An 8,021-nucleotide genomic window follows, 5' to 3' on the forward strand; every position below is an offset into this window, starting at 1 on the left:
GCAAATTTGTTGTTGCTTATTAATTTTCATTACCATTCCTTTCTTTGATATTATTTTTTTATTTATTAGCCAAATTAATTAATTGAAACAGAGAAAGGACAACACCTTAAATGAGGAGAAAAACATGTATACTTTGTAAAAATTCCTAAGTATTTAATAAATATATGTAACACAACTTGAAGTTAACAAAAAAGTTGTGATAAAAAGTTTCTATTTTAAGAATTTAAGATGCTGTCCTTTCTCTGAATCAATTAATAATTATGGGTTTAAAAATAAAAAAACAACCCTTTTTATTTAACAAGAGTTGTTTTTTGGAGCTTCATCGTACACGATGCCAAATAAAAAAAATCTAGACAAGAGTTAAAATCTAGATTTTTAACTATTATTTAAAATTTGAAAAATTTTTTACTTGAAAAAATTATTTTATTATTTTAGGTCGTTAATTTATTTTGCTTGTATTGTCTTTTTAAAATCTTGTGGTGGTAATGTACTATTTTTGATTTTAAAAAACCAAACAACAAAACCTAAAATTACTAAAATATTATTTTTATTAGGTTTTTTAAAACGATTAATTTTTTTAATAATTTGTTTATCATATTGACAATTATTATCTTTTTCTTATAATATAATTTTAGTTTTATCAATAACATTTTGTTGATGAATTTAATTGCTTAAAATATATGCATAATCAAATTCGGCCTCATTTTCATATTTGCTTCGTAGAGGATTAAATGTGCCAGGAATAAATAAACTTAATGAAAATTTAATTTTTTTAATTATTTTTTTTAAAAATTTATTCATTACTGCTCACTTCTTTTAATTAGTAATATGATAACATAAAAAAATAATCTTGTTAAGATTTTTTTTATTTTTTCAGATGATTTTATTTTTAAATAAGGTAAGATTTAAGTATATGATAATATAAAATAGGGTGAAAATGATGGAACAATATCTTAATATGGCTCGTTTTATTTTAGAACACGGGCAAGAAAAAGATGATCGAACAAATACGGGAACAATTTCTTTTTTTGGTTATCAAATGCGTTTTAATTTAAGCAAAGGCTTTCCACTTTTAACAACAAAAAAAGTTCATTTTAAGTCAGTAGTTTATGAATTATTATGATTTATTAAAGGCGATACTAATATTAAATATTTAGTAGATCATGATGTTCGAATTTGAAATGAATGACCATATGAAAAATATCAAGCATCAGCAAAATATAATAATGAAACATTAGCTGAATTTGTTGAAAAAATTAAAACTGATGCAAATTTTGCTGCTGAATTTGGTGATTTAGGACCAGTATATGGGAAACAATGACGAAACTTTAACGGAGTTGATCAGTTAGCAAAATTATTAGAAAATTTAAAAAAGAATCCATATTCACGTCGTCATATTATTAGTGCCTGAAATCCAGCAGAAGTTGATGAGATGGCTTTACCACCGTGTCATACTTTAATTCAGTTTTATGTTTCAAAAGATAATAAATTAAGTTGTCAATTATATCAACGTAGTGCGGATGTTTTTTTAGGAGTCCCTTTTAATATAGCGAGTTATGCTTTATTAACCCATTTAATTGCCCAAGTTGTTGGTTTAGATGTTGGCGATTTTGTCCATACTTTAGGAGATTGTCATATTTATAAAAATCATTTTAATCAAATTAAAGAACAATTAACACGTTCTCCGCGAAAATTACCAACTTTGAAGTTAAATCAAACCATTACTTCGTTATTTGATTTTAAATTTGAAGATATTATGTTGGAAAATTATGATTCATCCCCATTAATTAAAGGAACTGTCGCAGTATAATGATTAAGTTATTATGAGCAATGGATGAAAATAATTTAATTGGTCAAAATAACCAATTACCATGACATTTAAGAGAAGAATTGCAGCATTTTAAAGAAACAACATTAGGGCAAACAATTTTATTTGGTCGATTAACTTATGAAGGAATTGGACGACCATTATCGAAACGAAAAACATTAGTTTTAACAAGACAACTTGATTATCAAATTAATCATCCGGATGTGGAAGTAGTAACTTATTTAACAGCAATTATTAATTTTTATCATCAAAATCCAAACGAAGATATTTATATTTGTGGGGGGAAAAAAATTTATGAGGCAACATTACCATATGCTGATGAATTAATCATTAGTTATATTAAGGGAAAATATCAAGGTGATACTTATTTTCCTTCGTTTGATTTAAACCAATTTATTTTAATTAAATCAAACGAATATCAGCAATTTGTAATAAAATATTATAAAAGAAAGGAACAAAGTTAAAATGTTAAATATTTGAAAAATTCTTCTGACATGACCACGATTTTTACGAACAATTATTAAGGCAAGAAGTATTAGTAAAAAAATTAAACGAGATCCAAATATTGTTTCAGAAGAATATCGTTATCATTGATTACAAAAACGAACACGCTATATGTTGTGAGTGCACGATGTTAAAATAATTGTTCATGATCGTGATAATTGAATTGATAAGGGTTGTTTAATGATTGCAAATCATCAATCGAATGTGGATCCGGCATTATTATTTGCTCTAAATGATTTTAATAAAACCGCACCTTGTGCATTTATTGCTAAAAAAGAATTACAAGATAATCGAACATATCGAAATTTCTTAACATTAATTGATGTTTTATTTTTAGATCGGGAAAACCCTCGTCAGGCCTTAGAAGTTATTAAAGAGGCAAATGATTTAATTCGTGTACCACGAACAATGGTTGTTTTTCCGGAAGGAACACGAAGTCGCAGGCAAGAAATGGGAGAATTTCATGCTGGAAGTTTTAAAATTTCCCAGAAAGCACATGTTCCAATTATTCCTGTTTCAATTGTTAACTCTTATCCAATTTTTAATAAAGAATTTAAAAAAAGAGGGAAAAAGTATGTTCATGTTGTGTTTCATAAGCCAATTAAGCCAGATACGTTTATGACCAAATCAACTGAATTAATTGCAAATAATGTTAAACAAATTATTCAAAAAGGAATTGATCAACATCTTGATATTGATCATAAAAAAGTTTATGAAGAATATAAAACTTCATTAAAGAAAAAAACGACTTAAAAAAAGAAGGTATCGAATAGTGAATATTTTAGAATTAATTGATAAAAAGAAAAATGGACAAGAGTTATCACGAGAAGAAATTAGCTTTATTGTCAAAGGATATACATCAGGGATTATTCCAGATTATCAAATGTCAGCTTTTTTAATGGCAATTTATTTTCAATCAATGTCAGTTACAGAAATTTCGTTTTTAACTGAAGCAATGATTAATTCAGGTGAAGTATATGATTTAACTACAATTCCTGGTTTTAAAGTTGATAAGCATTCTTCTGGTGGAGTTGGTGATAAGGTTAGTTTAATTTATGCGCCTTTAGTTGCTGCATTTGGTTTAAAAGTGGCAAAAATGTCAGGACGGGGATTAGGCCAAACAGGGGGAACAATTGATAAGTTGGAAAGTATTCCCGGTTTTAAAGTTGAACTTTCTTTTAATGAATTTAAGGATGTTATTAATAAAACAAATTTATCAATTATGGCTCAATCTGATAATCTTGTTCCTGCTGATAAAAAGATTTATGCCTTACGGGATGTGGCGGCAACAGTTGATTCATTACCATTAGTGGCAGCAAGTATTATGTGTAAAAAAATTGCGACTGGTAGTGATGGAATTGTGTTAGATGTTAAATGTGGTAGTGGCGCTTTTATGAAAACAATATCTGATGCACGGAAATTAGCACAAATTATGGTTGAACTTGGAATTAAATTTAATAAGAAGATTGCTGCTGAAATTACTAATATGACAGAACCATTAGGCCGTACTATCGGTAATGCAATTGAAATTTATGAAGCATTACAAACATTACGAGGAAAAGGACCTGATGATTTGACTTACATTGTATGTAAAGCAGCAGCTTTAAGTTTATGCCAAGCAGGGCTTTTTAAAGATTTAGCAATGGCATTTAAAGTTTGTGAAAAAAAATTACAAACAGAAGAGCCGTTAAATTACTTCCGTGCTTTTGTGAACGAGCAAGGTGGAGATTTAAGTTTTATTGATAATGATTTAACTTTAAAAGAAGTATTAAAAGTAAAAAATATAGTTGAAATTAAAGCAACCCAATCGGGATTTATGGAAATTATTGATACTAATGAGTTAGGATTATTAGCTGTTCGTTTAGGAGCTGGCCGTAATACAAAAGATGAAACAATTGATTATCATGCTGGTATTTATTTAAACAAAAAAACTAGTGAAAAAGTTGCAAAAAATGATGTTGTAATGACTTTATATACTAACCGTTATGTTACTGCCCCAGTTTATGATTGAGCACAACGAACTTTTCGAATTGTTTCAACAAAACCACCACAAGAAGAATTAGTTTATGAGATAATTCAATAAAAGTGATGCTTTAAGTTAATCACTTTTTTGTTTTAATATCTTTAATTTTTTTTAAAATAGCGGTATTATTAACTAAGAAAATAAACATGGGAGAGAAAGAATGTTACATTTGCCGCGCTATGAAGTAAAACTTGATAATTTTTCAGGACCATTAGATTTATTGTTGCATTTAGTTAAAGAAAAGGAGATGGACCTTTTTGCAATTAAATTGACAGAAATTACTGATCAATTTTTAGCGTATATTAGAGAAATGGAACAATTAAATATTGAAATTGCATCAGAATATTTAACAATGGCAAGTTATTTAGTTGAGACAAAAACAAAATTAGTGTTACCAAAAGAAGAAGTTGAAATTGATGATAATTATGAAAAAGATGCTCGTGATGAACTAATTAATCGTTTACTAGAATATAAAAAAATTAAAGAAGTTAGTCAATATTTTAAAGATCAACATCAAGAGGGAATTCGCTATTTGTCAAAACCACGAACAATTATTAAAGGAAATCAAATTAAAGAAGAAGATTTACCATTATCGCCAAAAATTAATATTGATAAATTAACTAATAGTTTTTTAAAAATGTTAGAACGAATTAATGCAGCAAAACCATTAGAATCAAATGTTGTTATTACTGAATTTTCTCCAGAAAAAATGGCGGAGCGAATTATGGCATTATTAGCGCAAGATGATAAAGAATGAACATTAGAAGAATTGCTAGGTAATTTTACTTTATCATTACAAGTTTTTGTTGCTTGTTTTATTGCTTTGTTAGATTTAGCTCGTCATCAAAAAATTGAAATTGAGCAATACCAACATTTAGAAGCAATTTACATTAGACCATACTTACAGAAAGAGGGGAATTAAATTAGATGAATTTAAATGAAAAAATGGCTGTTTTAGAAGGGCTATTATTTATCAGCGGTGATGAAGGAATTAATTTAAAAGAAATTGCTCATATTCTTGAAATTTCTGTTCCCGAGTGTGAGGAGGTTTTAGCAAAATTAAAAGTAGAATATCAAACTAATAATAATCGTGGATTAACAATAACATCTTTTGCTGATAAATATCGCTTAGCAACAAAGCAAGAATATTATCAATTTTATTTAAAATTAGCTAATAATAAAATAGAAGCACGTTTATCACAAGCAGCATTAGAAACATTAGCAATTATTGCCTATCGTGGACCAATTAGTAAACCAGAAATTGAAGAGTTACGGGGAGTTAATTCTGACAGTGTTATTAACAAATTACGCGCACGTGATTTAATTGATGAAGTTGGTAAAAGCGAATTACCAGGGAAACCAATGACATATCACATTACTGAAGAATTTTTAAAAGTTTTTAATTTAACTTCTTTAGCAGATTTACCACAAATTAAGGAAACTGTGATAGAAAAAGAGCAGGATTTATTTAAATAATGGAACGCTTACAAAAAGTTATTGCAGCAAAAGGTTATTGTTCACGACGAAAAGCAGAAGAATTAATTATTCAAGGACAAGTTAAAGTTAATAATATTGTGGTAACAACGTTGGGTACTAAAATTAGCAAAAATGATCAAATACAGATAAACAATCAAATCCTTACGAATGAAAATGCAAATAAGGTTTATTTGATGTTGAATAAACCACGAAATTGTGTTTCAACGATGTATGACCCGCAACATCGCAAAACAGTTTTAAACTATGTTAAAGGTGTTTCAGAGCGAATTTATCCGGTGGGTCGTTTAGACTATGATACTAGTGGGCTTTTGCTATTGACTAATGATGGAGAATTTACTAATATTATTACACACCCAAGTCATATCATTAATAAGACATATCATGTTTTGGTTTCTGGTTATCTTTCAAAACAACAATTACAACAATTAGCAACAGGACTTGAAATTGAGCCAGGAATTATAACAAGCAAAGCGCAAGCAAAATTAGTAAAATATGAAGAAGCAAAAAATGTTTCGATTCTTCTATTAATAATTCATGAAGGCAGAAAACATCAAGTTAAAAAAATGATACAAGCATTAGGGCATGAAGTTATTAAATTAAAACGAATTGCAATTGGTTTTTTACAATTAGATGAAACATTAAAGCCTGGTGAATGACGTTATTTAAAACCCAAAGAAATTAAATGTTTTTTTGGAATAGCATCACACTTAAAAACAAAATAAAGGAGAAAAAAACAATGCGGATTACATTAGCAGGAGTTGTTGGAGTAGGGAAATCAACTGTTAGTAAGCTATTGGGAGAAAAACATCATTATATGGTAATGGATGAGCCAGTTGAGGAAAATCCATATTTAGATCAGTATTATGCTGATCCAAAAGATATGGCTTTTAAAATGCAAGTATATATGGTAATGGCGCGTAGTAAACAATTAAAACAAGCAAAAATAACATCTAATATTATTTTTGACCGTAGTATTTTAGAGGATCCAATTTTTGTTGATGTCTTATATGAACTAGGATATATGAATACAACAGATTATAAAGTTTATAAAGAATTTTATGATGTTGTTGTTTTACAAAGTTTATATTTAGATGAAAACATTAAACCAGAATTAGTTGTTTATTTACGAGTTGATCCAGAAATAGCAATGGAACGAATTACCAAAAGAGGCCGAGCTAGTGAACAAAATATTGGCAGCGCTTATTGAACATTATTAAACCGAAAATATGAGGAATGATATGAACGCTCAAAAGATAAGTTTAATTTTTTAGTTATTGATGCCAATCATAAGACACCAGAAGAAATTGTTGCCATAATTTCAGAAAAATTAATTGAAAAGAAATAAAACAATAAAAAAACTAGTGTTTAACACTAGTTTTTATTTGTTTAAATTTGCCCCAATCCTTTTTCTTTTCAAATTTTCATTACAGCATCTTTTCCTTTTGTTTCTAAAATATCTTTGTATTCTAAATAACGTTCTTGACATTCTTTAATTTCTTTTAAAGCTTGGTCTAAGCCACTTCAACCATTAACTTTAACTTCTTTTTTCTGCAATGTTTTATATTGTAAAAAGAAAGTTTCAATTTCATTTCGTATTGCTAATGGAACATCTTCTAAAGTTTGAATATGATTAAAACGCGTATCATCAGCCATCACAGCCATTAATTTTGTGTCAATTTCCCCGTTATCAATCATATTAATTGTTCCTAAAATACGAACATTGATTTGACAACCAGGAATTGTGGGGTAAGTGCTTAATGAAATTACATCAAGGGGGTCACCATCTCAATCTAATGTGTTTTCAATAAAACCATATTCTCCTGGATAAAAATTAGCACCATATAAAACCCGGTCTAAAACAATTCGCCCCGTTTTAAGATCATATTCATATTTATGACCAGACCCCCTAGGGATTTCAACGATAATTGGTAAAACATTATTTTTACTCATTATTTTTTCTTCCTTTCCTAATTATTAATATAGCATAGAAAGATAAATAATGTTATGTCTTTTTAAGACTGCACCCCAAAAAGTAAGTAAAATTAAAAAAGAACTTTACTAAACTTTTAGAGGAGGTGCATTTTTTAATGGCAGGAAAAGAACAAAAATTTAAAACATATACTGCAGAATTTCGAAAAAATACAGTAAAAGAAATTGAACAAACATCGC

Annotated in this window: 10 protein-coding genes; 8 read left to right on the forward strand and 2 right to left on the reverse strand. The window is 28.1% G+C overall.

Translation table 4 applies throughout. The features are described 5' to 3' along the window. Positions 1–663 precede the first annotated feature (663 nt). Positions 664–801, reverse strand: a complete 138-nt coding sequence (locus tag D9R21_RS06975; RefSeq protein WP_158613860.1) for a hypothetical protein — start codon at positions 799–801, stop codon at positions 664–666. Between the two features lie 139 nt (positions 802–940). On the opposite strand from D9R21_RS06975, the gene thyA reads away from it, so the two are divergent. The 8 genes from thyA (at position 941) to D9R21_RS03330 (ending at position 7,197) form a co-directional block, all read left to right on the forward strand. After that, complete coding sequence (gene thyA / locus D9R21_RS03295) at positions 941–1,810, forward strand: thymidylate synthase (RefSeq protein ID WP_126821088.1); 870 nt, start codon at positions 941–943, stop codon at positions 1,808–1,810. Then, complete coding sequence (locus tag D9R21_RS03300; protein WP_126821089.1) at positions 1,810–2,292, forward strand: dihydrofolate reductase; 483 nt, start codon at positions 1,810–1,812, stop codon at positions 2,290–2,292. Before thyA ends, D9R21_RS03300 begins: the two co-directional genes overlap by 1 nt. Position 2,293: 1 nt before the next feature. Next, positions 2,294–3,085 (forward strand): lysophospholipid acyltransferase family protein, encoded by a 792-nt coding sequence (locus D9R21_RS03305; protein ID WP_126821090.1) that lies wholly within the window; start codon positions 2,294–2,296, stop codon positions 3,083–3,085. Positions 3,086–3,104: 19 nt separating this feature from the next. Beyond that, entirely contained in the window at positions 3,105–4,415 is a 1,311-nt protein-coding gene (locus D9R21_RS03310; RefSeq protein WP_126821091.1) for a thymidine phosphorylase, read from the forward strand. A 100-nt stretch (positions 4,416–4,515) separates the two neighbouring features. Next, complete coding sequence (locus D9R21_RS03315; protein WP_126821092.1) at positions 4,516–5,277, forward strand: segregation and condensation protein A; 762 nt, start codon at positions 4,516–4,518, stop codon at positions 5,275–5,277. 5 nt (positions 5,278–5,282) lie between these two features. Further along, on the forward strand, positions 5,283–5,831 hold the full coding sequence (gene scpB / locus D9R21_RS03320; RefSeq protein ID WP_126821093.1) for an SMC-Scp complex subunit ScpB: 549 nt from the start codon (positions 5,283–5,285) through the stop codon (positions 5,829–5,831). Continuing rightward, a complete protein-coding gene (locus D9R21_RS03325; RefSeq protein ID WP_126821094.1) occupies positions 5,831–6,574 on the forward strand; it encodes a pseudouridine synthase in 744 nt (247 codons plus the stop codon). Before scpB ends, D9R21_RS03325 begins: the two co-directional genes overlap by 1 nt. 14 nt (positions 6,575–6,588) lie before the next feature. After that, on the forward strand, positions 6,589–7,197 hold the full coding sequence (locus tag D9R21_RS03330) for a deoxynucleoside kinase (protein ID WP_126821095.1): 609 nt from the start codon (positions 6,589–6,591) through the stop codon (positions 7,195–7,197). A gap of 41 nt (positions 7,198–7,238) precedes the next feature. Here D9R21_RS03330 and D9R21_RS03335 read toward each other — a convergent pair whose 3' ends face one another. Then, positions 7,239–7,802 (reverse strand): inorganic diphosphatase, encoded by a 564-nt coding sequence (locus D9R21_RS03335; RefSeq protein WP_126821096.1) that lies wholly within the window; start codon positions 7,800–7,802, stop codon positions 7,239–7,241. Positions 7,803–8,021: the final 219 nt, after the last annotated feature.

The organism is Spiroplasma endosymbiont of Megaselia nigra, from assembly GCF_003987485.1.
Classification (GTDB): Bacteria; Bacillota_I; Bacilli_A; order Mycoplasmatales; family Mycoplasmataceae; genus Spiroplasma.